Origin of the sequence: Lysobacter capsici, from assembly GCF_014779555.2 — a bacterium.
Taxonomy (GTDB): domain Bacteria; phylum Pseudomonadota; class Gammaproteobacteria; order Xanthomonadales; family Xanthomonadaceae; genus Lysobacter; species Lysobacter capsici.
The window spans coordinates 3,383,509-3,408,541 of sequence record NZ_CP094357.1 but is presented as its reverse complement, the minus strand read 5'-3'; the positions used below and the strand labels follow the sequence as shown (position 1 = coordinate 3,408,541).

Below are 25,033 nucleotides of genomic sequence, written 5' to 3'. Positions count from 1 at the left end.
AAATCGTGTTCTGCGTCCGCCGGGCGTGCTTGCCAATCCGCTCAAGCGGTGGCGACGGATGCGATCGCCCAGGTCATGTCCTGATCGCCGGGCTTTCGGCGATAGCAAGCAATAAGGCGGATTTCGCCTCGGCAATGCTCAGGGGATGCAATGGGTAAGCGATCGGGGAAGATGGGCGCGCGCGCGGGTGTCGCGGCCTCGGCGGGACGTTTGGACGGCGCTGCGGCGCGCGCGCGGCGGGCGACGGCTTCGTCGGGACTGCGGCGGGGCCCGCTCGCATTGCTGCTGGCCTGCGGCCTGGGCGCGGCTTCTCCCGTCTATGCGCAGACAGCCATCTTCCAGGAGACGTTTAGCGGCGGTCGCGTCACCTCGAGCGGCACTCCGGTCACGCCGACCAGCGATCCGGCGTCGATCACCAACTTCACCGGCGCCGCTCCCACCAACATGACCTACACGGCCAATAACCCGGTCTGGTCGGGCACCGCCAATAACTGCAACGGCCGGGTAACGTCCTGGGCGATGACCGATAACAACGCCACGGGCTCCACGGCCTGCGGCGGCCAGGTGAACTGGAACCGCGTGCAAGGCCTCGCGCTCAGCCTGGGCGCTTACCAGGCAAATCTCCCCGGCGGGCAGGACCCCGTCAACGCGGGCGCCACGGCGACCAACAACCTGGCCTTGACCGCTTATACCGGCGGCGACCCGGGCGCTCCCAATACCGTGATCACCAACGCGGCGACGATCCCGCTGCCGGCCCGTCCGCCCGGCGGCACCGGCCGCTTCGTGACCTTCAGTTTCATCGCCGCCGCGCAGAACTGCCAGGCGGCCCACCCGCTGATCACGTTCTCGCTCAACGGCACCCAGCTCGGCGCCGGCAATACCGATTTATGCACCATGGGCTCGGATGTCAGAACCTATAACATCCCGCCCAAAGGGGTGTCCGCTGCGATCACTGGCCGGGTGGCCACTTACTTTCCAGCCGGCGCCGGAGCCCGGCTGGTCAACGCCGCGATGACCTTCAGCATCGCCAACCAGCAGGCCTCCGGCGCGGGCAACGACTGGGCCTGGGACAACTTCACCGCGGTGGACGTTTCGCCCACGCTTTCCAAGGCGGTGGACGGGATCGACTACGTCACCCAGACCAAGCGAATCACCTTCACCATCACCAACACCGCGGGCGATAACCAGCTCAAGAACGGCTGGGCCTTCACCGAAACCCTGCCGGCCGGGGTGACCATCGCCGCCACGCCCAACATCGTGGTCGGCGGCACCCCCGGCTGCACGGCCACCACCAACGCCACCGCCGGCGGCACCACGCTTACGGTTACCAACGGCAACCTGCCGGCCGGCACCCCCAGCGGCAACGGCGGCATCGCCACCGCCTGTACGATCGCCGTGGACGTGGTCAGCAACACGGCCGGCGTGTTCAACAACGTGGTCAACAACGGCGACGGCGCGGTGGACAACATCACCACCTCGACCGGCCTCAACCTGGCACTGCAGACCGTTGCGATGGAGTGGGTGGTCAACCGCCTGACCGTCACCAAGATCTCGCAGGACACCACCGGCAGCTTCAGCTTCAGCGGCAACAACGGCATCGCCAACCACACCATCGTCACCACTGCGGCCGGCGCGCCGGGCACGGCGGGCGCGGCGCAGACCTTGACGATCGCAAGCCTGACCGCGAACACCACGGTCACCGAAACCGCCCTGCCGGCCGGCTGGGACGTGAGCGGCACGCCGTCGTGCACCGGGCTGGCGGCCGGGCAGAGCGCGACCTACACCGCCGCCACGCGCACGTTGACCTTGCCGTTCGCCGGCCTGTCGGTGACCACGGGCGGACGCCAGATCCAGTGCACCTTTACCAACGCGCCGCGCGCCGTGAACCTGACCTTGCGCAAGCAATGGGCCTCCGCGGTGGTCGGCGACGATGCGACGATCACGGCCTCGCGTGGCGGCACGGTCATCGACACCTTCGATTCCGATGCCGGCGCCCCGAACGAACTCGATACCGACGCCACGCCGACGGTGAGCTTCGTCGGCGACAACCTGACCCTGGCCGAGACCCTGGCGGCCGCGAACGGTGGCGCGTACGACACCGTCCTGGCCTGTACCGGCGCCGCCGACACCAATCCGGCCGACGGGCTCAGCGTCGGCGCGGCCGATACGGCGATCGTGTGCACCTACACCAATACCCACCGCAGTACCGACCTGTCGATCACCAAGACCAATACGCCGGCGGCCGGCCCGCTGGATCAGGCGGGCGACACGGTCAACGCCGCGCAGACGACGACCTACACCCTGGTGGCGACCAACAACGGTACGAGCTCGATCACCGGCGCGGTGGTGCGCGACGCGCCCACCGCGGGCATCACCTGCGCCCCCGGCAACCCGGTCACCATCACCGGCAATGGCGTCCCGCCGGGCTCGTTCACCGTCGCCGATCTGACCGGCGCCGGCGGCATCGTGCTGGCGACGCTGGCGGCGGGCCAGAGCGCGACCTTGAGCTTCGACTGCCAGGTGAACTGATCGGGCGATACGGGCTGGACGGCAGGGACGTGGCGGCGATCGTCGCTACGTCTCGGCGGGCATGCGATAGCGGCCAAGGTCCCTGCGTTCGCTCGGATTCGCGCCGACAGATACGCGCCGGTGCCGCGTGCCGGCGGACGATGAATATTCTTCAGGACGTGAGCCGCGACGCGATCGGCGAAGCGGCGTGATCATCCGCAAGCCCGTTGAGCTTCCATAGACCAGGGCCCGTGGGCGCGTTCGAGCGGGCTCGGGCGCCCAAGACGCGGTCTGTCTCGCACGGCATGTGTCGAAAACACGAAGAACAGGCTCGTCCGCGACGGAATACTTTCCGATGAAGCCGGCGAGGGGCGCGACAGAACCGGCGTCGCCGCGAAATGCTCAGGGTTAGACTGGCGGCATCGCGGGCTTTGAGAAGGACGGGATGGGTATTCGCCCCGGACTGCGTTTGGGTGGCGTCATCTGGCTGGCCGGCATGGCCGGGGTGATCGTGCTGACGCTCACCGTCGTTCCGCAGCTTTTGCTCAAGGGGCCGGTCCCGGTTCCTGTGTGGTTGATCCTCACCGCGAGCCTGGTCCAAAGCGGCGTGCTGCTGGCGCTGGCGGTTTGGGCCGGTGTCGCGCTGTCGCGACCGTTGGGGCTCAGGGCGCCGGTGATGCAGGCGATCGCCGATCGATCGGGTTGGTGGAGCACGGCAAAACCGCAAATCGTTCCGGGCCTCATCGGCGGCCTCGTCGCTGGCGCGATGCTGGTGTCCGCGGTGAACGCCGCGCCCGCGGCGCTGCGCGAGGCGGGCGCCACGTTGACGATCCCGCTCGCCGCTCGGCTGCTCTACGGCGGCATCACCGAAGAGATCCTGATGCGTTGGGGATTGATGACGCTACTGGCCTGGCTGGGTTGGCGAATCGTTGCGCGCGGTGCGGGCATGCCGCGGCCGGTCCATCTGTGGAGCGCCGCCTTGGTGGCCGCGTTGCTGTTCGGAATCGGTCACCTTCCGGCGATCTCGGCAATGGGCATACGGCTCGATCCGGAGGTGGTGATCTATGCGATCGTCGGCAACGCCGTCCCCGGTTTTCTGTTCGGAGTGCTCTATGCGCGTTGGGGGCTGGAGTCGGCGTTCCTGGCGCATGCGCTCGCGCATGGGGTCGCGGTGAGTGCCGGAGCGGTCTGATCTTGCCGGCGTCGTCGTATTGAGTGACCGCGGCAATCGACGAAGTCTGAAGCGGCCAGGGTTTGCAATACGCAGGTTCGACTTGCCTGCGAAACCGATTCAAGGATCATCGGCAATGGCCGTCACCCAGCAGTTGGCTCGAATCAGCGCCCTCAGAGCATCTTGCGCACGCGGCAGCGCGGCCGCTTTGGAGTCCATCGTGTCCTTGGATATCGCCGGGAACGACGCATTCGCCGACTTCGACTGGTCGCCGCAGGTTCTGTATTGGTCGCTGTATGCCATGAACGAAGCGGATTTGGCCGCGGTAGTGGAACAGGCGTTCGACGGTGCGGAACGGCTCAATGCCGATTACCCGGACGGAACGCCGACCCATCGGGTTTACAGTGAAATCGCGATGCATCAGCGCGATACGGTCAAGAAGATCGCGACCGAACTGTCGCGTCTGCCCATCGCATCGATGACGAAAACCCGCGCCTCAGTACGTGCGGCTCATCCTGATCGTGAGCTACCCGACGATTTTCCCGCGTATATCCGGCGGCATGCGTCCGCACTCGTTAAATTCTATGCTGCGGCGAGCGAGAGCGATCAGGTTGTCATAACCTGGTGGGACTGATATTGGTCGCGGTTTACAGCATTGGATGCAGCCATGAAATTCGCAGCGGCGATCGCGCCATCGAATCGACCTGTCGCCCGCTTGCGCGTCGACCGGGCCGGTGGCGCCACGATGCGCGCGGGCATGCCGTGGGCATTGCTTGCGATGCTCTCTGTTTCGGGCTGCGCGACCGTGCCGGACTCCGATTCCAGCGGGGCATGCAGCAAGGAAAACAGTGATTGGTGCGATGTCTACGACGTGGCCGCCGCTTCCGAGCGCGATCTGCGATCCAACGATGCCGCGGTCGCTGTCGATTGCCCGATGCATTTCGACAGGCCGCCGGCCGCGGCGATCATGCCCGAGTGCGTCGCCCTGGTCGGCGCGGCGCTGGTTCTGCTGAACCGGCGTTTCTCCGAGGATCTGCAACCGGTCGAACCCTCGGCGGTGCGGTACAGCGACCGGGCCTCCTGTCTGGATACGTTTGTTTCCGGGCGCGAAGGCGCGGATTGTTTCACCGCCATCCGCGCCAGCATTCCGTTGAAGTGGATCCCCCCGCCGCGCAAGCGATGAACCACTGCGCGGCGAACCTCGTATGGCCTTGTTCTATCGACGGCAGCAGTCGCTCGCGGCCGAACTGGCGTCGGCCGCGTTCCCGCAATCCACCTGAGCCCCATGTCTGAAATCACCCACTACACCCTGAAACTACCGCGTTGCCCGTGCTGCCGCGGCGAAGGCGCGTTGATCCTCGCGTGTTGCCCGCGCTGTCGCGCGCTGTTCGGTGTATGCGATGAGACCGGCGAGATGGTCGATCTGCGACGGCCCGAGGTCATCGCATTCGCCTGTCCCGGTTGCGCCCAGCCGATGGCGACCTTCGCCGACATGGCGCCGGCCTCGTATGCGCAGTTGCGGGCGTCGGGCTATGCGGACAGCCAGATCAGCGCGCAGTCGGGCAGGGTGTTCAACTAAGGCACGGCGGCGGCAACGCAGCCACCGCCGCGCGGCATGAGAAGCCACGCCGACCGCGCGGTCGGTCGTGACCGGCCGGTTCAGGCGGCGTCAGACGTTCAACGAAACCGGCTTGCGCTCTTGCTGTTGATCGGCGGCCGCTACCTGCTGGCTGCGCGCCTGCTCGGCGTTGTTCGCCGCCACCTGCACCGAAGTCGCGCGCGCTTCGTTCTCGCTGACGCGGGCGTGCGCCGGGCCGAGCGGGCCGGTGCTGCCTTCCATCACGAAGTAATTGCGGTCGGGTTGGCCGCGGGCGTCGTTGACCGGCTTGCCGATCTCGATGCTGGCCACGCCGGACAGACCTTCGCGGGTCGCGCCGGCATAGAAGTTCGCGGCCAGGCCGTCGTCGCGCAGGCCCTTGGCTTCCATCGCCGCGACCACTTGCGCGTACATCGGGTCCTGACGCATCCGCTCGACGCTGCCCGACGGGTCCGTCGCGGCCAAGCGCGTCTCGGGCTGACCGGGCGCGGGCGGCGCGGTGTTGGCGCTGATCGAAGTGTCGGTGGACACGACCCCGGGCGTGCGCAGATGCGGCCCGATCACCTCGTCCGGCGCGAGTCCGTGCTGGCCCTTGGCGACCCGATCGCTCCATTCGAGTTGACCGTTGCGATCGATCACCACCAGCTTGCCCTGGTTCAAGGATTGCTCGACCAGATCGGCGAGTTCCTTCGGCGTGGCGTTGGGGTGTCCGGCGCCGATCGAACGCCCGATCTGGTTGTTGTACAGATCCATCGCTTCGCGATTGGCGGTGTTGCCCGGCACGCCTTCGTGCGCGGTGGCGAAGGCCTCGGACCATTGCGAGCCGTACTTCTGCGCCATCTGCGCGTTCCAGTACGCGTGGCGGAACGCATCGCGATGGCCGTCGTTGCCTTGCCATTCGCGCGCGCGGTCCGGCGGAACAGTGGCCGGCAGCGGATTGTCGGGAAAACGCGCGACGCCCTCGCTGAAAGCCAGCTTGCGCATGCCGTCGAAATCCTTCAGCCCCATCAAGCCGTGATCCTGGGTCAGCTTGTCGAGCAGGGCGCCTTCGGTCTTGGTGACCTTGACCGAATCGGTGAACGGAATATCGACCGCGCCGTACAAGCGCGGCCGGTAATCGATCATCTGATCGTCGGCGACTTGGTAGGTGGTGCGGACGTTCGCCAGATCGGGCCGGGTCGGCATGGCAGGCTCCCTGATTCTTCAGTCGTACGCGTCGGTTGTGTGAGTGCGGGCGGGGTCTAGCGGCGGCCCCAGCGATGGGAGGCGACTTTCCCGTCCTGGTAGTGGATCTGGTAGAACTCTTCGTCGACGCCGTACTGGGCCACGCCGAGTTCGTACACATCGGTCGAGCTGGCCGCATCGGTGGAGTCGGGTTCGCCGAGCAGGCCGAGCACCTGCGCGCGCGGCATGCCGACCGCGATCGATTTTTCCAGCGCGGCGACCATGGTCCCGCGCCGGTTGTGCTGGGCGTCGGCGCCGCGTTGGGATTTCCAGCTGGCGGAATCGAAGGGGGCTGTGGTTTGCATGGTGCAGGCCGATAGCAAAAGGGTGAGGAGCACGGCGCAGCGCAGCGCGCTTGCGCGCATGGATCGGGATTGCAGGAACGGCAGTGCGCGGCGCGATCGCGCAGTGGGCGTCGCGGTCGTGGCGGCAGGGTGGAACAGGCGCGTGGTCAACGGGGTCCTTGTCACATTCGCGGCCGTCTCGATCCGGGTTAAGTGCGGCTGGGCGCGAACATAACACAGGTTTTCCGCGTTCATGATCAGCGCCGGGCGCGGCGCGCGGGCCGTCGATCCGGCTGGCCGGAGCAAGGCGAAGACCGCGTTTTTGCCGTTTTGCGATACCCGGCATGGATCGGCCGCGCGGGCCGGGGAATGCGCACCGCGGAGCCAGCGCCAAGGCGCGCGCCGGCTTCGTTTATAATATTCGCCACACGCGCCCGAGATGCCGTCATCCAAGCCAATTGGACCGAGCAGGAATACCTCGATTACCTCGAAAGCGAGCGGCACATGTATGCGTGGTGCCTTGTCGCCTACGCAGGCCTGTTGCCATCCGATGCGCGCGAAGCCGCGCAGTCGTTCTATCCCTACGAGCCGGCTGGGAAACATTTACGCGGGCTGGTGTTCCACGACCACGCATGGCACTGGGCGATGCTGCGCATCGTCGGCGAGTCGTACTGGCTGAAACGGCCGGACCTGCTGGAATGGTCGGCCGAATACCGGGCCGAATCGGATGTATATGACGCTCGATCCGCCGCGCGCGAGCGCTGACGGCGGTATTCGCCCGTTTCGATACGTACTGGCGAACAGCGACACGTACGCGCGGCAGCCGGCGGCGGTCACGCCGGTGGATTGCGCTGGAAGCCTGTTGCGATGAGGCGAAAGGCTCGCAACTCACTGGCCGATGCATGCGTTCGCGATCCCGGCAGAACGTAGTCCGCCTGTATCCGCCAGGTAGCGTTCCGCGCTACCTCGACGATGCGCCGCGTACCGCGTCGGCTTGCTGTTAAATTCCGGGCGTCACTCAATGGAGCCGCCCGCATGGCCTCGGCAAGTCTGGAACTGGATGGCTTCGTACGCGAAGCCTTGTTGCGTGGGCAGTCGAAACAGGCGACCGCGCAGGCGCTGGCGGCGGGCTGGAGTCCCGAGCAGACCCGTGGCGCGCTCGACGCCTACGCCGATGTCGATTTCGTGGTGCCGGTGCCGAAGCCGCGCGCGTCGCTGTCGGCGCGCGAGGCCTTCGCCTATCTGGTGATGTTCTCGACGCTGTACTTCGTCGCCTATCACCTGGGCAGCCTGCTGTTCGATCTGATCAACCTGAGTTGGCCGGACCCGGCCGAAAGCGGTTTTCAGCTGTGGTATCGCAACGTCGCCGATTCGCTGCGCTGGTCGGTGTCGGCGCTGGTGATCGCGTTCCCGGTGTTCGCGTTCGTCTCGCACCGGGTCGCGCGCGATGTCGCCCGCTACCCGATCAAGCGCCTGTCGCCGGTGCGGCGATGGTTGACCTACCTGACCTTGTTCATCGCCGCGGCGGTGTTGATCGGCGACATGACCTCGCTGGTCTACAACCTGCTGGGCGGCGAATTGAGCGTGCGCTTCGTGCTGAAGGTGCTGGTGGTGGCGGTGATCGCCGGCACCGTGTTCGGCTATTACCTGTGGGATCTGCGTCGCGAGGAGAATCAGGCATGAGCGTATCGGTCGGACGTGGGCTGCTGATCGCGGCCGGAGTCGTGATCGTGGCGGCGATCGCCATGGCGGTGGTGAAGATGGGCGGGCCGGGCGCGCAGCGGCAGATGCGCCTGGACGAGCGCCGGGTGCAGGATTTGAGCCGTATCGTCGAAGAACTGCGCAGCTATTTCGACGTGCACAAGGCCTTGCCGCCGGACCTGACCAAACTGGCCGCGCAGCCGGGTCTGGCGCTGAGCATCCGCGACCCGGACACGACCGCGCCGTATGCCTACCAACCGGGCCAGAACGGACGCTTCCGCCTGTGCGCCAGGTTCGCCACCGACACCGCGCAAGGAGCGACCGCAATGCGCGATCCGATGCCGTGGCTGGGCAAAGGCTGGCGTCATCCGGCTGGCGATCATTGCTATGACCTGGATGCGTCCGCGGCGAAGTCTTGAGGCCGCACGCGGTGACGGCCGATGCAGTCAGCGAGGCGATCGCATCGTAAATCCGATCTACCAACCCTTAGCTTAGCTTGAGCCCGAAGCCGCGCAGTTCATCGAGCGCTGCGACGCTTGTAACTCGCGAGAACAAAAGCACACCCGAAGGGCGACGCGCATGGATGCGCGTCGCGCGCCACCGGGACAAGGATGTCCCGTGTGGCGCGTGCCCGCGTAGGCACCGAGCTTGCGGGCCCTTGATTCACAACAAAGCATTTTTCTTTGGTTACCTTTCTTTTGTTGCTTTAGACAAAAGAAAGTGACCCGCCGCTTCAGCGGCGGAAGCTTCTGATGTTGCTTGAAGCTTCAAAGCTCTCAAAATCTCGAAAGCCCCGAAGCTCCAGAGTTTTTTAACGACAGATGTCAGGCATGGCGCTGAGCCTCAGGTAGGCCCACATTCCTGCCGCTGCACATCCGGCACCGCCCCCTGAAACAAAAACATCGGCGAAGGCGCCCCACCAGCACCCACCGGTGCATTGGCCGCGGCCGGCGCCGTCCAACTCTGCGCGCGTTCGGCCGCGCGTTCGCGCGCCTGACTGGCCTGTTCGGGCGACAGATCGCGACTGAGCGCGCTGATCTGCGCATCGATCGCCTCGCGCGGCGGTAGCCCGCCGCCCGCCCCGAACCCACGCCGACCGCCACCACCGCGCCAACCGCCGCCAGGCGAGACCGGTTCGGGCGTTGCCCCGGGTTGCGCTGCAGGCAGAGCGTCGCGCAATTGCAGGAACAAACTCAGCGATTCGACCGGATTGGGCTGCACCGCCTGGCTCAGGAAACTGCGCCGGCCGCCGTCGCGACCGGGCGAATAGGCATACGCCAGCGACGCGAGCATGCGCGAATCGCCGCGTTGCGCGGCGGTGCGCGCGACCGATTCGGCCTCGTTGCGGTACACCGCGAGCGCCGGCAGGTTGTCGAGCAACTGCGCGAAGCGGAACGCGTTGCCGCTGGCGTAGTGACGCATCGCCGCCGGATGGCCGGCGAGCGCGGCGCGGCGCCAGTACGCGGTGCGCTGCTCGGGAGTGATCGGCGGCACCTGCGCGCAATGTTCGGATTGGCTCAGCAGCTTTTCGGTCATCGACTGGTAACCGTCGGCCATGCGCTGGCGCTGCTCGCGTTGCTGCGCGGTGTCGTTGGGCATGCGTTCGAGCTGGCGTTCGAGGTTGTCGAGATTGCTCTCGGCCCCGGACAGGCGCTGGCGCAGGCCGTCGCAATACTCCATTTCCGCGGCGAGACGACAGGCCGCGGCCGGCTCGTCGGCGGCGCGGCGCTGCAGTTCCGGCAGCACCAGGCGCAGCGGCGTGTCGAGCGAGGGCAGCGGCCGTGCGGCGGTGCCGGTGTAGCGGGGGATCGCGGCCGGCGCCGATCCGGAGGCGCTCGCAGGCGCGGCGCGGCTGCCGCCCTCGGCGGCGGTTTCGGCGACCGGCGCGCGCGAGTCGAGTTGTTCTTCGCCGCTGCGGCGTCCCCAGTAGTACATGCCGGCCGCGGTCGCGGCCAGCGCGAGCAGCCAGATCACAACGCGTCCGTGTCGGGTGGTGTCGCTCATGGTCGATATCGTTCCGTCGAGGTGATCGGCGGATCATAGAAGCGATTGCGCGTGTGTGCTTGTGCCGTCCGATTGCCGGTCGGGTGGGATGAGGCGGGGATGTCGCCTGGCAGGTTGGGATGCCGCTGCGGCGTCCGATAGTCGCCAAACTTCGGTGACGCTGGCTCTAGCTCTAGCTCTGGCTCTGGCTCTGGCTCTGGCTCGAGCCCGAAGCCGCGCAGTTCATCCAGCGCTGCGAAGCTCGGAACTCGCGAGAACAAGAGGACACCCGAAGGGCGGCGCACATGGATGTGCGCCGTGCGCCACCGGGACAGGATGTCCCGTGTGGCGCATGCCTGCGGAAGCACGGCACTTGCGGGCCCTTGATTCAAAGAAAAGCGTTTTTCTTTGGTTACCTTTCTTTTGTCGCTTTTGACAAAAGAAAGTAACTCGGCCGCTTGCGGACGAAAGCTGTTGATCTTGCCTTTGGCTTCAAAAGCTCTAGAGCTTCAAAGCTCCAAAGCTCCAAAGCTCCAAAGCTCCAAAGCTCCAAAGCTCCAAAGCTCCAAAGCTTCAAAGCTTCAAAGCTTCAAAGCTTTGGAGCTTTGAAGCTTTGAAGCCTTTAAAGCTGCAAGCAGGATCAAAAGCGTTCCGCCGCTAAAGCGGCGGGTCACTTTCTTTTGTCTAAAGCAACAAAAGAAAGGTAACCAAAGAAAAATGCTTTTTTGTGAATCAAGTGCCCGCAAGTGCGGGGCTTACGCGGGCATGCGCCACACGGGACATCCTTGTCCCGGTGGCGCACGGCGTGCATCCTGCACGCCGCCCTTCGGGTGTGCTGTTGCTAACGCGAGTCAGTGGCTTCGCAGCGCTGGATGAACTGCGCGGCTTCGGACTCAAGCCAAAGCCAAGCAAAAAGCCAAAGCCAAAGATTTGAGGCAACGGCAATCGCGGCGGGAAATGCAGACTGCGATAACGGCGTACGTCACGTTGCGTCGAAATCCGCATCCGCAGCCCGATCCATCCGCGGCGCAAGCAAGTCGCCCAGCCCAACCCTGCGCAGAAATTCCGCGCGAACCCGATCGCCCACCGCGTTGACCACCTCCGCGCCATCGCTGGCCGGATCGATATGGACACGGAACGGTCGACGGCCGTAAGGCGCGCCGACGATCGCGACGATCGCATCGGCCACGCTCGCCACGTCGGCGTCCTCGGGCACGCTGCCCGCGAGCTTGCGCAGGATTTCCTCGCCGAACCCGGCGGTCGGGCCGGTGTCGTAATCGGCCAGCCGCGCGCTGTCGGCGGGCGTGCCGGCGTGGGCGAAGTGGTTGGTGCCCGAGGTGAAGGCGCCGGGCACGACGATCGAGCTTTCGATGCCCCAGCGCGCGAGCTCGCCGGCATAGCTGACCGCGAGCGAATCCATCGCCGCCTTGGCGGCGAAGTACGGCGCCAGGTACGGCGGCGTGCCGCCACGGCTGCTGCTGCTCGACACCCACAGCAACAGGCCGCGACGCTGCGCGCGCATCTGCGGCAACGCGGCGCGGTTGACCCGCTGCGCGCCGATCACGTTGCTGTCGTAGAGCTGGGCGAACTGTTCGGGCGTGAACGCTTCGGCCGGGCCGAACACCATGTGCCCGGCGTTATGGATCAGCACGTCGAGGCGGCCGTGCGCGGCGATCAACTGCGCGATCGCGGCATCGGCCGAGGCCTGCGAGGCGATGTCGAGTTCGAGCGTGCGCAGGTCGACCCGATGGTCGTCGGCGTAGCGATGCGCCGCTTCGACCTGGGCGGCATTGCGGCCAGTGGTTTCGCGCATGCTGGCGTAGACGGTGTGGCCGGCGCGGGCGAGGGCGCGCGCGGCGAGGGCGCCGAAACCGCTGGAGGCGCCGGTGATGAGGACGATCTGCTGCTGGTTCATGGCAATGCTCCGCTGACGGACGTCGCGAAGACGTCCGGGATGAGGGATCGGAAGGCGAGGGCGGCGTGGCGAATGCGGCGCCGGATACTGCGATGGCGGCTTTCGGATCGCGGCCGCGCGTGGTGTCGATGGTTTGCCACATCGATCGATCACGAAGCGATGCGCGAAGACGGGTCCGCACGCATCCACGCGCATGCGAACGCCGATGGGCCAGATCGATCAGAACACGTAGCCGCCGTTGACCCGCAGCACCTGCGAGTTGACCCAGCTGCCGTCGGGGCCGGTCAGGAACGCCACCGCCGAGGCGATTTCCTCGGGCTGGCCGAGGCGTTCGAGCGGAGCGAGGCTGACGAAATGGGCGATCTGTTCCTCGGTCTTGCCGTTGAAGAACAGCTCGGTGCCGACCGGGCCGGGCGCGACCGCGTTGACGGTGATGTTGCGGCCGCGCAGTTCGTTGGCGAGCACGTGGACCAGGCCTTCGACGCCGGCCTTGGACGCGATGTACGGCCCGTAGTTCGGAAACGCCTTGCCGATCACGCTGGTCGACAGCGCGACGATGCGGCCGCCGTCGCTCAGGTGCTGCGCGGCCAGACCGAGCACGATGAAACTGCCGCGCAGGTTGGTGTGGATGACGCGGTCGAATTCGCCCAGGTCGCCGCCGGCGATCGGTACGTACGGCATCACGCCGGCGCTGTTGACCACCGCGTCGAGGCGGCCGTAGGTGTGCAGCGCGAGCTCGAACACCCGCTGCATGTCGGCCGGATCGGCGACGTCGCCCTGGGCGGCGATGGCCTGGCCGCCGTTGGCTTCGATCTGCGCGACCACCGCATCGGCCGAGGCCGCGTTGCCGGCGTAGTTGACCACTACCGCATAGCCGTCGGCGGCCAGACGCAGGGCGATGGCGCGGCCGATGCCGCGCGAGGCGCCGGTGACCAAGGCGGCCTTCGGGGTCACGGCTTGAGTGGACGATTGAGGGGTCATGACGGCTCTCCAGGTCGGGCGGCGCTGGCGGGATGCCAGGGGTTCCGCGGTGGAGACAGTTTGCAGGTTGCGCGTGTCTGGATAAATCAGGCTGTATTGGCAATACAATTCAATAATTGCCAACAATGGCTGCCGGATGGGCGGCCCGGGAGCCGTCATGGACCGTTTCGAAGCCTTGCGCCTGTTCACCCGCATCGTCGAACTGGGCAGCTTCACCCGCGCCGCGGCGGTGCTGGACCTGCCGCGCGCCACCGCGACCCATGCGATCAAGGAACTGGAGGCCCGCCTGGGCGTGCGCCTGCTCGAACGCACCACGCGTCAGGTGCGCCCGACCCTGGACGGGCAGGCCTATTACGAACGCTGCATGCACGTGCTGGCCGAACTCGACGACGCCGAGTCGGCGCTGCGCTCGCTCGCGAGCAACCCGCGCGGCAGCCTGCGCCTGGACCTGCACGGCACCCACGCGACCGGCATCATTCTGCCGCGCATCAACGAATTCCGCGCGCGCTATCCGCACATCGACCTGGTGATCAGCAGCGGCGATCGCCTGGTCGACTTGGTCCGGGAGGGCATCGACTGCGTGGTGCGTTCGGGCAACCCGCGCGATTCCTCGCTGATCGCCAAGCGTCTGGCGACGATGCCCGAAGTGGTGTGCGCGAGCCCCGAGTATCTGCAGAACTTCGGCACGCCGCGGCATCCCGACGACTTGTCGGCGCATCAGGCGGTCGGTTTTTTCGCCAGCAACCGCGATCTGCGTTATCCGTTCGAACTGACCGTGGACGGGCAATTGCGCGAGTATCAACTCAGCTCATGGATCAGCGTCAACGACGCCGCCTGCTACACCGCCGCGGCGCTGCGCGGTTGCGGCCTGATCCAGTTGCCGCGGCACGGTGTGGAAACCTATCTGCGCGATGGGCGTTTGATCGAGGTGTTGAGCGAATTCGCGAGCCCGGGGGTGCCGGTGTCGGTGTTGTATCCGCAGCATCGGCAGTTGTCGCCGCGGGTGAGGGTGTTCGTGGATTGGGTGTCGGGGGTGTTTGCGGACAAGTTTGGGGGTTCCGCGGCGGTGGCGTAGTCGCTGGTGAGTGGTGGCATCGCGGTGAAGAGGATCGCCATCGCGCGTCCACTTCATCTGGTTTCGCCTTTGCCTTTGCCTTTGCCTGTGGCTACTGCTTTGGCTTAAGCCCCGATTTCCTACCTCACCTCCAGCGCTGCGAGGCAGAGAACTCGCGTTGACAAAAGCACACCCGAAGGGCGGCGCACATGGATGTGCGCCGTGCGCCACCGGGACAGGATGTCCCGTGTGGCGCATGCCCGCGTCTGCAACGATCTTGCGGGCCCTTGACTCACAAAAAAGCATTTTTCTTTGGTTACCTTTCTTTTGTTGCTTTAGACAAAAGAAAGTGACCCGCCGCTTCAGCGGCGGAACGCTTTTGATCCTGCTTGCAGCTTTAAAGGCTTCAAAGCTTTGAAGCTCTAGAGCTGTTGAAGCCAAAGGCAAGATCAACAGCTTTCGTCCGCAAGCGGCCGAGTTACTTTCTTTTGTCAAAAGCGACAAAAGAAAGGTAACCAAAGAAAAACGCTTTTTTGTGAATCAAGAGCCCGCGCGATCGGTGCAGACGCAGGCATGCGCCACACGGGACATCCTTGTCCCGGTGGCGCACGGCGTGCATCCTGCACGCCGCCCTTCGGGTGTGCTTTTGTCAACGCGAGTTCTCTGACTCGCAGCGCTGGATGTGATGCGCGAAACGTGGCTTAAAGCGAAGCCAAAGCTAAAGCCAAAGCCCAAGCCCAAGCCCAAGCTTAGGCCTCGCACCAGTCGCGCTGGACGTCAGTCCACCAACTCGCGCATATACCGCATCAACCGCTCCAGCAAATCCGGATCCTCCACCCGCGGCTGCGCCGCCATCGCCGAACGCGCCCGCAACTCCGTCGAGATGCCCGGCATCGGCTTGGCCACCGCGCCGAAATCGCGCACGATCCCCAACGGCGCATAGCCGCTATAGCCCGGGAATACCGTCGACAGATTCGCATTGCCCATGCGTTTGACCAGAATCTCAGACAGCACCCGGCGGTGGTCGGTGGTCACCGGCACGTCGCCGAAATGCGGCGACAGGATCTCCGGGTCCAGGCCCGACCACGAACCGTAGAAACGCCGGCCGTTGACCGCGCCGCCCAGGACCAGCACCGGATTGCCGTAGCCATGGTCGGTGCCGCCGTTGGCGTTGGCGCGCACGCGCCGGCCGAATTCGGACTGCACCACCACGGTCACGCGTCCGGCGTGGCCGCTGGCGTCGAGCGCGGCGTAGAACGCCGACAACGCCTGCGACAGTTCGGCGATCTTGTTCTGGTAGTAGTGATAGCCGCTGCCGGCCGTGCCCTGGCCGTCATGGGTGTCCCAGCCGCCCAGATCGAGCGTCGCGTAATGCAGGCCCAGGTTGAACTGGATGGATTGCGCGATCGTCCACATCTGCTGCGCGAAGGCGCCGGTCGGCCAGCCGGTCGGCGGCGCGCTGTACGTCTGCTGCGCGATCACCTTCAAGGCGCGATCGGCGCGTTGTCCGCCCAGTTCCAGCGCGGTGCTGCCGTTCCACAACGCGGCCAGGGTTTCGTTGACGCCGGCGAATCCGGTCGGCGCGCCCGCGCGCACGGTCTGCCACGACCAGGCGCCTGCATTGAGCGCGAAGTCCGACGGACTGGCCATGGTCAATGCCTGCACCGAGGCGAGCAATCCGACCGGTTGGCGCGCGCCGACGCCGAGCGCCGGCAATTTCTCCGCGCCGTTCAAATTCGGCTGAGTGTTCATCGCGCGCGCGAGCCAGCCGCTGCCGATGCCCTGTTGTCCGGGCGTACCCAGGTCGATGTACAACTGCGCGTCGAAGTGGCTGCGGGTGACGCTGGTCAACAGGCCGCAGGCATGCACGATGCCCAGATGCCCGGCGTTCCACAGATCGCGCAGGCCGCTCGCGGACGGATGCAGGCCGAAGCCGGTGCCCGCGCCGCTGGCGAGGGTCAGCGGCAGCGCGCCGTAGGCGCCGGTCGCGGCGATCGCCAGGTTCGGCCGCGCCTGCTCGTAGAAACCGCGGTCGGCGCCGTCGATCGGCACCACCAGGTTGAGGCCGTCCAGGCCGCCGCGTAGGAACAGATGCACGACGGTGTCGTGGCCGTTGGGCGCGGCGATGGCGGAATCGGCGAACAGCAGGGCGGGTCCGCCCACCGCGCCTGCGGCGGCGGTGGCGCAAGTACCCTTGAGGAATTCGCGTCGGGTCAGGGTCATGTCGGCGTCCTGGCTGAGTTACGGCTAGCGGCTGAGGAATTCGGGCGACATCAGGATCAGCGAGACCATGCTGCGCAGACGTTCCTGGTTGTAGTGCCGCTTGAGATCGGTCGCGGCCCAGGTGTTGGTGTCGGTGATCACGTAGCTGGCAGGGTCGCCGTTCTGGGCCATGAAGGCGATCAGGGTCTGGCGCCGCGCCGCGGTCGGCGCGTAGCCGAGGATGCGCTGACACCAGAAGTCGACCAGCTTGGTCGCGGTCCACGACGGCACCTGCGCGCGCGTGGTCGCCAGGATCGGCGCCAGCGGCACGGCGTTGTCGCTGGTTTCGGTCAGCCAGTTGAGGATCTTCCAGGTCATCGCGTAACTGCTCGAACCCGACCATGCCTGTTGCGTGTCCGGATAGCCGTTCGGCGCCGGCCAGTCGTACGGCGCATGGCCGGTGAAGCCCATGCGCCAGGCGAATTCGTCGCTCTTCGCGGTGCCGACGTTGAGCGTCCAGTCGCTGCCGAGCGCGCGCATCGCCGCGGCCACCGCTTCGAACGGCCGCCGCGATTTCGCGCCCCAGGTCTGCGCGAACGCGGTCGAAGTGAGGATATGCCGCAGGGTCAGTTCGATCTGATTGGCCGCGCGCCAGTTCTGCCGGAAGATCGTCGCCGCGCTGGTGACCAATGCCGGATCGGGCGTATCGCTGACGAAGCGGCGAATGATTTTCTTGCAGATGAAGCGCGCCACGCCCGGATGGCTGGCGAGGCGATCAAGCACGTCGCGCCCGTCCTTCAACGCCGGCTGCTCGGGATAGAGCATGCGGCCGAGCAGGAATTTCGGACCGGCGTCGTGCCAGGCCTGACGGTAGACGAAGTTGCCGTCGTTCTCGGCCGGATACTGCCAATGCCCGTTCTTGACCGACCAGCCGGTGAAGGCCGACGCGGTCTCGTACACGTCGATATCGGTGTAACCGGCCGGATAGCTCGGGTCTTCGGCATCGGGCGGCACCTGGAACGGGTCCATGAAACCCAGGTAATGCTCGGCGCCGAGGGTGTGCAGTTCCAGCAATTCGCGGGCGAAATTCTCGTTCGGGCCGGCGCGGGTGTTCGATGCGTTGTCGAGGTAGTAGAGCATCGAAGTGCTCTTGGCGACTTCCTCGAGCATGACCCGGAAATTGCCGAACGCCTGCGGCCGCAGCACGTCGCGCTGATAGCTCACGTACACCGGGCCGGCATCGTAATCGCTGGCGGTGACGTTGAAATGGTCGTGCCAGAAATTGACCATGATCTCGCGCAGTTGGCGCTTGGAATAGACCGCGCGCACCAGCGCCGCGCGCTGCGATTCCCAGGCCGGACGCATGCGCACGTCATAGGTGGGATCGGCCTTGACGTGATCGTTCCACAGCTGGGTCAGCGATTTGCCCAGGGTGGTGTAGCCGGCGTTGGTCAGACGGGTTTCGACCGCGCTGTCGTCGATCGCGGCCCAGTCGAGCTGCCAGTCGACGTAGTTGGCCAGGCGTTGCGCATCGGTGCTGCCGAGCGCGTTGAATTCGGCGATCGATTGCGGCGTGGCGCCGTAACTCAGATTGCCCAGCACGCGGATCGCCAGCGACGGACGCGGCAGGTCCAGCGGCAACGGCATCACCGGCCAGGCCTGCGCATCGGGCGCGGTCACGCGCGCGCTGTCCAGCGCGCTGTCGAGCTTGCTGCGCGCGGCCGTCGACGGCACGGCGCGGCCGAGCGCGCCATAGCGCTGCAACAGATGACTGCGGATCGCCGCTTGTTCGGAAACGGACATGGAGCGGGTCATGGCGCACTCCTTTGTTGTGGTGGCTCGGGGAGCGCGAGCTTATGTCGGCCGGCAAGCGGCAAAGCCCCGGCTGCGTCACAGATCGCCGCGCATCGGCATGCGCTGCGTCACTGTTCTCAACGCGGTGTTTACATCTGCGACACGTTCGCGGCCGCGCATACCGGGTCGTGCGTGCGCGCGATCACGCCGGCAGTGCGCGCGAGTCGAGCGAGGCACTGTGTCGGTTTGCCGATTGTGTCGGCTTGAGCGCGCGCGTCGCGTCCACGCCCGCGCCGCGATTCGTGTCCGCGCGCACAGGCCCGCTGCGGCGTGTTCGGCAGACTGCCATGCGCAGCGCAAATGCCCCGTCGCCATATGCAGATGCCGCGCCTTCATTTCTGCGTTTGCTGCGGGGCAACAAAGATGCGTGCAACCTCGCGACGGCGGACGTGGGGATCACAACCCGCCGGCGCGAATTCCCCCTTTCGAAGGAATATTCATGCATGCCACTCCACGGCTGCGACGCCGCCCGTTGACCGTCTTCGTCGCCCTGGCCCTGCCGGCCTTTCTCGCTTCCGCCGTCGCTCAGGCGCAGACCGCCAAGGAGCGCACGCCGACCCAGGCCGCTTCGGACAACGGTCAGCCGGCGACCTTGCTCGATCAGGTCGTGGTGACCGGTTCGCGCATTCCGCGCGCGACCTTGGAAGGGCCGTCGCCGGTCACCGTGATCACCAAGCAGGACATCGATGCGCAGGGTTATCGCAGCGCGTTCGACGCGATCAGCGCGCTGACCCAGAACACCGGCTCGGTGCAGGGCGAGGACTACGGCAACACCTTCACGCCCGCGGCCAATACCATCAATCTGCGCGGATTCGGCCCCAATCACACCCTCGTGCTGGTCAACGGCCGGCGCCTGGCCGATTACCCGCTGGCCTACGAAGGCTCGGTCAACGTGGTCAATCTGGCGAATATTCCCAGCGCCTTGATCAAGCGCATCGAAGTGTTGGCCGGCGGCGCCTCGGCGGTGTACGGCTCCGATGCGGTGGCCGGCGTGGTCAACATCATCCTGCAGGACAAGTTCGACGGCACAGACATCAATCTGCGCGTCGGCGGCACCGAGGCCGGCGGCGGCCAGAACCAGCGCCTGCAAGTGGTCAGCGGTTATTCCAACGACCGCATCGATGCGGTCTACGGCCTGGAGCTGTCGCATCGCGAAGCGATCTGGGGCGATCAGCGCGACTTCATGGATTCGCTGCTCGACAAGCCGGCCGGCGATCCGCTGCCGCCGACCCAGGTCGGTTTCCGCCGCAACGCGCGCACCAACGGTTACATCGATCCGGGTGCGAACTGCGACAATCTCGGCGGCCTGTATCACGGCTCCACTTTCCGCGCCAACAACCCGCGTCAGGGCTGGTACTGCGGCAGCAACGAAGCCTCGCCGGCGTTCTGGACCGTGCAGACGCAGAAGAAGAACGCCGACGCCTACGGCTCGCTGACCTGGCATGTGTCCGATCGCACCGACGTGTTCGCCGATCTGCAACTGGGCATTTCCAGCATCGAGAACAATACCCGCGCGCCGAGCTGGACGTCGGACAACAACTACTTCCTCAACCAGGCCACTGGCCTCAACGAGATCTGGTACCGCCGCATCGCGCCGGAGGAAATCGGTTCGGCGCACGCCAACAACAACCGCTTCCTCGAGCGCTCGTGGTCGTTCAGCGCCGGCGTGCGCGGCAGTTTCGGCGAGTCCGACTGGGATTACGAACTGGCCTACAACCGCGGCCGTTATCAGAACCTGACCAAGCGTCGCCAGTTCCTGTCGGGCATCAACGAGTTCTACCTCGGCCCGCGCCTGGGCACGACCGCGTCCGGCATCGGCATCTACAACCCCGATCCGGCGCGTCTGTACACGCCGCTGACCCCGGCCGATTACCAGCGCCTGACCGGCTTCTACGAAAGCGACAACGCCGCCTGGATCCAGAACCTGAGCTTCACCGTCAACGGCGAGTTGTTCGACCTGCCGGCCGGTCCGGTCGGTTTCGCCGGCGTGATCGAGGCGGGCAACCAGGGCTATCGCAATCTGCCCGATCCGCGTCTGGGCGACGGCACGTTCTGGAACACCACCGCGGGCGTGAGCGCTTCGGGCGAACGCGACCGTTACGCGATCGGCGCCGAAATCAGCGTGCCGATCTTCAGCACATTGACCGCTTCGGCCGCCGCGCGCTACGACGATTTCCGTTTCGCCGGACGCAAGTCGGGCAAGGCGACCTGGAACGTCGGCCTGGAATTCCGCCCGATCGAAAGCCTGCTGCTGCGCGCGACCACCGCGACCAGTTTCCGCGCGCCGGACATGAACTATATCTTCGCCGCGCAAACCCGCGGCTATAACCCGGGCATGACCGACTACTGGCGCTGCCGCACCGCCGGCCAGGACTTCGACGATTGCGATTACTCGGGCCTGTCGATCGATTACACCAGCGCCGGCAACCCCAATCTGAAGCCGGAAAACGGCAAGTCCTACGGCTTCGGCATCGTCTGGTCGCCGTCGGATCATTTCGATGTATCCGTGGATTACTACAGCATCCGCCTCGACGATCAGGTCACCAACCTCAGCAGCAGCCGCATCCTGCGCGAGGAAGCCGATTGCCGCCTGGGCCAGACCATCGGCGGCGAGCCGCGCGATATCAATTCGCCGAACTGCCAGGATGTGCTGAGCCGGGTGATCCGCAATCCTTCCGATGCGCCGGTGCAGCCCGACCAGGTGCGACGCGTGCTGATCAACGCGATCAACGCCGCCTCCGAACGCACCGACGGCATCGACCTGAAGAGCAATTTCCGCTGGAGCGCCGGCCGTTTCGGCGACTTCAACACGCGTGTGGGCTATACCCTGGTGCTCAAGCACGACTATCAGCAATTCTCCGACGATCCCAAGATCGACGTGCGCAATTCGCTCGACTACACCGACTGGCGCAGCAAGGTCAACGCGAGCCTGGGCTGGAACATCGGCCGCTGGAACAGCAACCTGACCGCGCTGCGTTACGGCAGCTTGCCCAACGGCGACGGCAGCGGCCGCATCGCGCCGTACACCCGCTACAACGGCAGCGTGTCGTATCGCCTGAGCGATCAGGCCAGCGTGTCGCTGATCGTCAACAACCTGCGCGACTCGCGGCCGCCGGCCGATCGCAGCGGCGGCGGCTGGCCGTTCTATCCGGTCGGCAACTACGATCCGTACGGCCGCCAGTTCTGGCTGGAGGCGAATTACAAGTTCAATTGACGAATGGGTGGAGCGGCGAGGGTGGCGCTCGGCAGTTTTACCGCGCTCGCCGACCCTCACCCCAGCCCTCTCCCGCAAGCGGGAGAGGGAGCCTGACGTTGTTAGATACAAAGAAAAAGCGGGCGCATGCCCGCTTTTTCTTTGCAAGGCGCCGCGACGGGTTACAGCGGCCCGTTGATCTGCACGCTGCGGCTGAGCGTGTTGGCCGCGCCGGTGGCCTGGTTGGTGTAGGTCACGTTGACGATGTCGGAGACCGGCGCGTTGCCGCGGTAGGTCACGCTGCAACGCGAGGTGTTGCATGGCAGCACCAGGCCCATCTCGGTGGTCCACGCATAGGTGTAGCTGCCGGCCGGAAGATTGCGGATTTCGAAGTCGGCGCGGTAACTGCTGTGGCCCGGGGAGAACGACGCGCAGCGGCCGAAGTTGCCCGGCGGCATCGGTTGATCGTTCGGACTGATGTAGCAGTGCAATACCGGCCCGCTCGGGAACGATTGCGCGGCCGCGGGAGCGATTGCGCTGGAGCCGATCGCGGCAAGGGCGAGCGCGCCGCACAGCGCGGTGTTCATGAGAGTCCATCCGTTTGTTTTCATGACCTTCGATTTCATGAGATCCGATCCTGTGATCGCCAGAAGAATCTGGCCGGACGAGGATAACGTCGGGCTGTCGCGCGGCACGCGAACTGTTGGAATTGACAGGCGTCGCGATCGCGTGGAACGCAGTGGCATGGGCCGCGCCTTACGAGGTCCGGCCGCGAAGATAGGCGCATGAATAGCCGATCCTGGCGTTTCGATCGATGCCGATGTGGCAAGCCGTGCGTGATTCGTGCCATCAAAAAAAGCGGGCCTGAGCCCGCTTTTTAGATACAAGAAGACAGTTGAAACCATGGATGCCTGGCGCGGCATCGAGGCGGCAATGTCACGCATTGACCAATTACCGATTCCCAAACCTCACAACGGCCCACCAATCCTGACCCCGCGACTGAGACTCTTGACCTCACCGGTAACCAGGTTGGTATACGTCACGGTGACGAAGTCGAACACCGCCATGTCGCCGCGATAGCGCTGACTGCAATACGCGGTGGAGCAGGGCAGCACCACGCCCAGGTCGGAGGTCCAGACGAAGCTGTAGCTGCCGGCCGGCAGATTGCGGATTTCGAACTCGGCCACATAGCCCTGCGGGCTCGGATAGAAGGAGGTGCAGCGGCCGAGATTGCCCGGCGGCATGGGTTGATCGTTCGGACTGACGTAGCAGTGCAGCACCGTGCCGGTGGGATTCGGCTGCGCCGACGCGGGTGCGCTGGTGCCGAGCGCGGTGAGGCCCAGCGCGCCGCACAGCAGGGCATTCATGACAGTCCATCGTGTTGTTTGCATGATCTTCGATTCCATGAGATCCATTCCTGTGATCGCCAGACGACCCTGGCGCAACGAGAATACCGCCGCGAAAACCGCGGCTGCGTCCGAATGTCGCAGGCCGGCGTGACCGCCATCGCAACACCGGCGGGCCGGACCCGGCGCGGGTGCGATAATCGTGCCCTCACGCCTGACGGACGGCCCCGTGCTGCAATTGCTGATCTACCTGCGATACCTGTTGGTGGCCGGGCAGATGCTCACGGTCGTGTTCGTCGTGGAGCGCTTGAACCTGCCGGTGCCGGTGCGTCCGTTGCTGGCGATCTCCGGCGCGCTGCTGGCGTTCAACCTCGTCAGCCATCTGTGGTGGCTGCGTCATCGCGACTCCGGCACCCGCACCCTGGTCCTGCAGTTGCTGGTCGATCTGCTCGCGCTGACGGCGTTGCTGTATTACTCCGGCGGACCGGCCAATCCGTTCGTCTCGCTGTACCTGCTGCCGGTGGCGGTCGCGGCGATCGGCCTGGAGATCGCGCCGATGCTCGGCCTGACCGTGCTGACCGCGGCCTTGTACACCTGGCTGCTGCGGCATCACATCGCGTTGCCGCATGTGCACGGCAGCGATTTCCAACTGCACGTGACCGGGATGTGGGTCAATTTCCTGCTTTCGGCCGGGATCATGGTGGTGGTGCTGAGCCGGTTCATGACCATCGTGCGCGATCAGCGCAGGCGCTTGTCGGAAGCGCGCGAACGCGCGATCCGCGACGAATCGCTGTCGGCGCTGGGCTCGCTCGCGGCCGGCACCGCGCATGAACTCAATACGCCGCTGGCGACGATGAGCCTGCTGGTCGACGACTGGATCGGCAGCGAACAGACGCCCTCTCGCGAGGACATCGAACTGCTGCGTTCGCAACTGACCCATTGCCGCGATCACGTGCGCGCCCTGGCCGACATGGCGCGACGCGGCGCGGCCGGCGAAGCCACGGTGGAAGCCGCCGACGACTTCGTGCATGCCTGCGTGGATCGCTGGCGTCTGCTGCGGCCCAATGCCAGCGCGATCTTCACGCCGGCCGCGGCCGATCGCGCGGTCCGCGTCGATGCCGCTTTGCCGCAGGCGCTGATCAATCTGATCAACAACGCCGCCGACGCCAATGCCGGGCGCGGCCACGACGGACCGGTCGAAGTCGCGACTGAAGTCCGCGACGGTTGGCTGATCGTGTCGATTCTCGACCGCGGCGCGGGCCCGGCGCGCATCACCGCGTTGCCGCGGCGCGAGCGTGAGGGCCCCGGGCTCGGTATCGGCCTGATGATTTCCAAGGCCAGCATCGAACGCAACCGCGGCCGGATGCGCCAGGTCGAACGCGAAGGCGGCGGCTGCGTGACCGAGGTCGATCTGCCGCTGGTGGAACTGCCGGCATGAGCCTGCCCGGCAAGATGCTGCTGATCGACGACGATCTGGCGTTCTGCCAGGTGCTGGCGCGTTTGTTGCAGCGGCGCGGCATCAGCGTGCAGGCGCGCCACGACGCGGCCAGCGCCCTGGCGGCGCTGGAGGATTTCGCCGCCGAGGGCATCGTGCTGGACCTCAAGCTCGGCGCCGATAATGGACTGCTGCTGATCCGGGATCTGCTCGCGCGCCGTCCGCAGGCGCGGATCGTGCTCGCGACCGGTTACGCGAGCATCGCCACCGCGGTCGATGCGATGCGTCGCGGCGCCTGGAATTATCTGCCCAAGCCGTTCGACATCGACGCGCTCACCCAAGCCTTCGAATCGGCGCCGGAAACGCCGCCGCCGGAGCCGCCGAGCGATCCGCCCTCGCTGCGTCGCCAAGGCTGGGAGCACATGCAGCGGGTGCTGGCCGAATGCGGAGGCAACGTTTCGGCTGCGGCGCGGGTGCTCGGTGTGGATCGGCGGACCTTGCAGCGGCGGTTGGCTAAGCGGCCGGTGCGGGAGCGGCCGGGGTAGGAGACGGCCGGTAGTGGGCGGTTGGGGTAGGGAGCGATGG

Annotated in this window: 21 protein-coding genes; 12 read left to right on the top strand and 9 right to left on the bottom strand. The window is 66.0% G+C overall.

The annotated features are described in order from the left end of the window. Positions 1-279: 279 nt before the first annotated feature. The 5 genes from IEQ11_RS13690 (at position 280) to IEQ11_RS13670 (ending at position 5,258) form a co-directional block, all read left to right on the top strand. Positions 280-2,529 (top strand): beta strand repeat-containing protein, encoded by a 2,250-nt coding sequence (locus tag IEQ11_RS13690; protein ID WP_191821855.1) that lies wholly within the window; start codon positions 280-282, stop codon positions 2,527-2,529. Positions 2,530-2,953: 424 nt separating this feature from the next. Further along, entirely contained in the window at positions 2,954-3,700 is a 747-nt protein-coding gene (locus IEQ11_RS13685) for a CPBP family intramembrane glutamic endopeptidase (RefSeq protein ID WP_191821856.1), read from the top strand. 115 nt (positions 3,701-3,815) lie between these two features. Beyond that, entirely contained in the window at positions 3,816-4,313 is a 498-nt protein-coding gene (locus IEQ11_RS13680) for a hypothetical protein (RefSeq protein WP_191821857.1), read from the top strand. A gap of 33 nt (positions 4,314-4,346) precedes the next feature. Continuing rightward, positions 4,347-4,862 (top strand): hypothetical protein, encoded by a 516-nt coding sequence (locus tag IEQ11_RS13675; RefSeq protein WP_191821858.1) that lies wholly within the window; start codon positions 4,347-4,349, stop codon positions 4,860-4,862. 102 nt (positions 4,863-4,964) lie between these two features. After that, positions 4,965-5,258, top strand: coding sequence for a hypothetical protein (locus IEQ11_RS13670; RefSeq protein ID WP_036108518.1), 294 nt, complete (start codon positions 4,965-4,967; stop codon positions 5,256-5,258). Between the two features lie 90 nt (positions 5,259-5,348). Here IEQ11_RS13670 and IEQ11_RS13665 read toward each other — a convergent pair whose 3' ends face one another. Together IEQ11_RS13665 and IEQ11_RS13660 are read right to left on the bottom strand one after the other, a co-directional pair. Then, on the bottom strand, positions 5,349-6,461 hold the full coding sequence (locus IEQ11_RS13665) for a DUF6973 domain-containing protein (protein ID WP_191821859.1): 1,113 nt from the start codon (positions 6,459-6,461) through the stop codon (positions 5,349-5,351). 56 nt (positions 6,462-6,517) lie between these two features. Then, positions 6,518-7,039 carry a hypothetical protein gene (locus IEQ11_RS13660; protein ID WP_191821860.1) on the bottom strand — a complete coding sequence of 174 codons (522 nt, stop codon included), beginning with the start codon at positions 7,037-7,039 and terminating at the stop codon, positions 6,518-6,520. Positions 7,040-7,153: 114 nt separating this feature from the next. Between IEQ11_RS13660 and IEQ11_RS13655 the strand changes: the two genes are divergently transcribed. The 3 genes from IEQ11_RS13655 (at position 7,154) to IEQ11_RS13645 (ending at position 8,904) form a co-directional block, all read left to right on the top strand. Beyond that, the gene (locus IEQ11_RS13655; RefSeq protein ID WP_228464621.1) at positions 7,154-7,549 is read left to right on the top strand and encodes a hypothetical protein; all 396 of its coding nucleotides are present in this window, start codon (positions 7,154-7,156) and stop codon (positions 7,547-7,549) included. A gap of 270 nt (positions 7,550-7,819) precedes the next feature. Beyond that, positions 7,820-8,467 carry a DUF5671 domain-containing protein gene (locus IEQ11_RS13650; protein WP_191821861.1) on the top strand — a complete coding sequence of 216 codons (648 nt, stop codon included), beginning with the start codon at positions 7,820-7,822 and terminating at the stop codon, positions 8,465-8,467. Further along, complete coding sequence (locus IEQ11_RS13645) at positions 8,464-8,904, top strand: hypothetical protein (RefSeq protein WP_191821862.1); 441 nt, start codon at positions 8,464-8,466, stop codon at positions 8,902-8,904. Before IEQ11_RS13650 ends, IEQ11_RS13645 begins: the two co-directional genes overlap by 4 nt. Before the next feature lie 424 nt (positions 8,905-9,328). Here the strand turns inward: IEQ11_RS13645 and IEQ11_RS13640 are convergent, their stop codons facing one another. From IEQ11_RS13640 to IEQ11_RS13630, 3 genes are all read right to left on the bottom strand, one after another. Continuing rightward, positions 9,329-10,489: a hypothetical protein gene (locus IEQ11_RS13640; protein WP_191823919.1), complete on the bottom strand. Its 1,161-nt coding sequence runs from the start codon at positions 10,487-10,489 to the stop codon at positions 9,329-9,331. Positions 10,490-11,450: 961 nt separating this feature from the next. Continuing rightward, positions 11,451-12,383, bottom strand: coding sequence for an SDR family oxidoreductase (locus IEQ11_RS13635; protein ID WP_191823912.1), 933 nt, complete (start codon positions 12,381-12,383; stop codon positions 11,451-11,453). A 219-nt stretch (positions 12,384-12,602) separates the two neighbouring features. Continuing rightward, a complete protein-coding gene (locus IEQ11_RS13630) occupies positions 12,603-13,364 on the bottom strand; it encodes an SDR family oxidoreductase (protein WP_191823913.1) in 762 nt (253 codons plus the stop codon). A 157-nt stretch (positions 13,365-13,521) separates the two neighbouring features. Between IEQ11_RS13630 and IEQ11_RS13625 the strand changes: the two genes are divergently transcribed. Beyond that, positions 13,522-14,439, top strand: a complete 918-nt coding sequence (locus IEQ11_RS13625; protein WP_046656774.1) for a LysR family transcriptional regulator — start codon at positions 13,522-13,524, stop codon at positions 14,437-14,439. A 756-nt stretch (positions 14,440-15,195) separates the two neighbouring features. Here IEQ11_RS13625 and IEQ11_RS13620 read toward each other — a convergent pair. Both IEQ11_RS13620 and IEQ11_RS13615 read right to left on the bottom strand, forming a co-directional pair. Continuing rightward, on the bottom strand, positions 15,196-16,641 hold the full coding sequence (locus IEQ11_RS13620; protein ID WP_051547761.1) for a DUF1501 domain-containing protein: 1,446 nt from the start codon (positions 16,639-16,641) through the stop codon (positions 15,196-15,198). 24 nt (positions 16,642-16,665) lie between these two features. Continuing rightward, positions 16,666-18,435, bottom strand: coding sequence for a DUF1800 domain-containing protein (locus IEQ11_RS13615; protein ID WP_191822959.1), 1,770 nt, complete (start codon positions 18,433-18,435; stop codon positions 16,666-16,668). Positions 18,436-18,913: 478 nt separating this feature from the next. Here IEQ11_RS13615 and IEQ11_RS13610 point away from each other — a divergent pair, with 478 nt between their 5' ends. Then, positions 18,914-21,688: a TonB-dependent receptor plug domain-containing protein gene (locus IEQ11_RS13610; RefSeq protein ID WP_191822960.1), complete on the top strand. Its 2,775-nt coding sequence runs from the start codon at positions 18,914-18,916 to the stop codon at positions 21,686-21,688. A 161-nt stretch (positions 21,689-21,849) separates the two neighbouring features. Here the strand turns inward: IEQ11_RS13610 and IEQ11_RS13605 are convergent, their stop codons facing one another. Continuing rightward, positions 21,850-22,254: a hypothetical protein gene (locus IEQ11_RS13605; protein ID WP_036112928.1), complete on the bottom strand. Its 405-nt coding sequence runs from the start codon at positions 22,252-22,254 to the stop codon at positions 21,850-21,852. A 381-nt stretch (positions 22,255-22,635) separates the two neighbouring features. After that, complete coding sequence (locus tag IEQ11_RS13600) at positions 22,636-23,034, bottom strand: hypothetical protein (protein WP_191822961.1); 399 nt, start codon at positions 23,032-23,034, stop codon at positions 22,636-22,638. A 208-nt stretch (positions 23,035-23,242) separates the two neighbouring features. Between IEQ11_RS13600 and IEQ11_RS13595 the strand changes: the two genes are divergently transcribed. Further along, positions 23,243-24,451, top strand: a complete 1,209-nt coding sequence (locus IEQ11_RS13595) for an ATP-binding protein (RefSeq protein ID WP_096414722.1) — start codon at positions 23,243-23,245, stop codon at positions 24,449-24,451. Continuing rightward, positions 24,448-24,993 (top strand): response regulator transcription factor, encoded by a 546-nt coding sequence (locus tag IEQ11_RS13590; protein WP_046656770.1) that lies wholly within the window; start codon positions 24,448-24,450, stop codon positions 24,991-24,993. The genes IEQ11_RS13595 and IEQ11_RS13590 overlap by 4 nt, the downstream gene beginning before the upstream one ends. The last annotated feature ends 40 nt before the right edge of the window (positions 24,994-25,033 follow it).

What these genes read in the sequence shown, in the direction of transcription:
- IEQ11_RS13685 (WP_191821856.1), top strand. Translation starts at nt 2,954, where the DNA reads ATGGGTATTCGCCCCGGACTGCGTTTGGGTGGCGTCATCTGGCTGGCC.
- IEQ11_RS13680 (WP_191821857.1), top strand. Translation starts at nt 3,816, where the DNA reads ATGGCCGTCACCCAGCAGTTGGCTCGAATCAGCGCCCTCAGAGCATCT.
- IEQ11_RS13675 (WP_191821858.1), top strand. Translation starts at nt 4,347, where the DNA reads ATGAAATTCGCAGCGGCGATCGCGCCATCGAATCGACCTGTCGCCCGC.
- IEQ11_RS13670 (WP_036108518.1), top strand. Translation starts at nt 4,965, where the DNA reads ATGTCTGAAATCACCCACTACACCCTGAAACTACCGCGTTGCCCGTGC.
- IEQ11_RS13665 (WP_191821859.1), bottom strand. Translation starts at nt 6,461, where the DNA reads ATGCCGACCCGGCCCGATCTGGCGAACGTCCGCACCACCTACCAAGTC.
- IEQ11_RS13660 (WP_191821860.1), bottom strand. Translation starts at nt 7,039, where the DNA reads ATGAACGCGGAAAACCTGTGTTATGTTCGCGCCCAGCCGCACTTAACC.
- IEQ11_RS13655 (WP_228464621.1), top strand. Translation starts at nt 7,154, where the DNA reads ATGCGCACCGCGGAGCCAGCGCCAAGGCGCGCGCCGGCTTCGTTTATA.
- IEQ11_RS13650 (WP_191821861.1), top strand. Translation starts at nt 7,820, where the DNA reads ATGGCCTCGGCAAGTCTGGAACTGGATGGCTTCGTACGCGAAGCCTTG.
- IEQ11_RS13645 (WP_191821862.1), top strand. Translation starts at nt 8,464, where the DNA reads ATGAGCGTATCGGTCGGACGTGGGCTGCTGATCGCGGCCGGAGTCGTG.
- IEQ11_RS13640 (WP_191823919.1), bottom strand. Translation starts at nt 10,489, where the DNA reads ATGAGCGACACCACCCGACACGGACGCGTTGTGATCTGGCTGCTCGCG.
- IEQ11_RS13635 (WP_191823912.1), bottom strand. Translation starts at nt 12,383, where the DNA reads ATGAACCAGCAGCAGATCGTCCTCATCACCGGCGCCTCCAGCGGTTTC.
- IEQ11_RS13630 (WP_191823913.1), bottom strand. Translation starts at nt 13,364, where the DNA reads ATGACCCCTCAATCGTCCACTCAAGCCGTGACCCCGAAGGCCGCCTTG.
- IEQ11_RS13625 (WP_046656774.1), top strand. Translation starts at nt 13,522, where the DNA reads ATGGACCGTTTCGAAGCCTTGCGCCTGTTCACCCGCATCGTCGAACTG.
- IEQ11_RS13620 (WP_051547761.1), bottom strand. Translation starts at nt 16,641, where the DNA reads ATGACCCTGACCCGACGCGAATTCCTCAAGGGTACTTGCGCCACCGCC.
- IEQ11_RS13615 (WP_191822959.1), bottom strand. Translation starts at nt 18,435, where the DNA reads ATGACCCGCTCCATGTCCGTTTCCGAACAAGCGGCGATCCGCAGTCAT.
- IEQ11_RS13610 (WP_191822960.1), top strand. Translation starts at nt 18,914, where the DNA reads ATGCATGCCACTCCACGGCTGCGACGCCGCCCGTTGACCGTCTTCGTC.
- IEQ11_RS13605 (WP_036112928.1), bottom strand. Translation starts at nt 22,254, where the DNA reads ATGAACACCGCGCTGTGCGGCGCGCTCGCCCTTGCCGCGATCGGCTCC.
- IEQ11_RS13600 (WP_191822961.1), bottom strand. Translation starts at nt 23,034, where the DNA reads ATGAATGCCCTGCTGTGCGGCGCGCTGGGCCTCACCGCGCTCGGCACC.
- IEQ11_RS13590 (WP_046656770.1), top strand. Translation starts at nt 24,448, where the DNA reads ATGAGCCTGCCCGGCAAGATGCTGCTGATCGACGACGATCTGGCGTTC.